This is a genomic window from uncultured Limnohabitans sp., assembly GCF_937889215.1.
Taxonomy (GTDB): domain Bacteria; phylum Pseudomonadota; class Gammaproteobacteria; order Burkholderiales; family Burkholderiaceae_C; genus Limnohabitans_A.
In genome coordinates this window covers 1-1060 of sequence record NZ_CALBEX010000289.1, presented here as the reverse complement: position 1 = coordinate 1060, position 1060 = coordinate 1, and the positions used below count along the sequence as shown (strand labels likewise).

At 57.5% G+C, this 1060-nt stretch carries 1 protein-coding gene; it reads right to left on the bottom strand.

Annotated elements, in window-relative coordinates:
* Positions 1–126: 126 nt before the first annotated feature.
* Complete coding sequence (locus Q0341_RS07280; protein WP_299511599.1) at positions 127–990, bottom strand: branched-chain amino acid ABC transporter permease; 864 nt, start codon at positions 988–990, stop codon at positions 127–129.
* Positions 991–1060: the final 70 nt, after the last annotated feature.

The window sequence follows — 1060 nt, the reverse complement described above, 5'->3', positions numbered from 1 at the left end:
GTGTAAAAGTCAGACCCGACAAAAGGGAAGGCGGCGAGCGCCAGAAAGCCCAGCACCATCACCAGCTGGATGCTGCGAGGCAGGGTTTCGAGGTGAATTTGGGGCGTGCTCATGTGGATGTCTTTTTCATTGCTTGAACAGGCCTTCGGGTTTGTACAGCAGCACCAAGGCCATCAGCACATACACCAACATGCCCGAGGCTTGGGGCAGCAGCACCTTGCCAAAGGTGTCGACAAGGCCCACCAGCAAGGCGGCGATTAAAGCACCGCGCACCGAGCCGATGCCGCCAATCACCACCACCACAAAGCACATGATTAAGACCTGTGAGCCCATGTTCGGGTAGACGCTGGACACGGGCGCGGCGATCATGCCGGCGATCGAGGCCAGCCCAATGCCCAAAGCGAACACCACCGAGTGGATCAACTTGATGTTCACACCCAGCGATTCGGTCATCTCGCGGTTAAAAGCGCCCGCACGGATCTTCATGCCCAAACGGGTTTTGGAGATCAGCAAATACAAGCCCAAAGCCAATACCAAGCAGACGCCCGACATGAACAAGCGGTACACCGGGTAAGACAGGTTTTCGGTCAGGGGAATAGAGGCGGCCAGCAACTCGGGCACGGGCAGGCCATGCACATCGTCGCCCCAGAGGATGGAGCGCAGTTCTTCGAACACATAAATCAGGCCGAAGGTCAGCAACACCTGGTCCAGGTGGTCGCGGTGGTAGAAGTGCCTAAACAGCAAGCGCTCGATCAACAGGCCAAAGGCCACCGACAAAGCGGTGCCGACCACAATGGCCAGCGCAAAGCTGCCCAGCTGCGCGGCCAGTGACCACGCGAGGTAAGCCCCCAGCATGTAAAAACTGCCGTGCGCCAGATTGACCACGCCCATGATGCCGAAGATCAGCGTCAGGCCCGCTGCCAGCATGAAAAGCAGCAAACCGTATTGGATGCTGTTGAGCAGCTGGATCAAAAAATTGACAAAGTCCATCGGGAATTGAATGGCGTGTGAAGGGGAGGGGGTCAGAAAAAAGCGGACCGAAATCCGCTGAGTCATGTGG

Coding starts and splice junctions, on each gene's coding strand:
- Q0341_RS07280 (WP_299511599.1), bottom strand. CDS start 990: ATGGACTTTGTCAATTTTTTGATCCAGCTGCTCAACAGCATCCAATAC.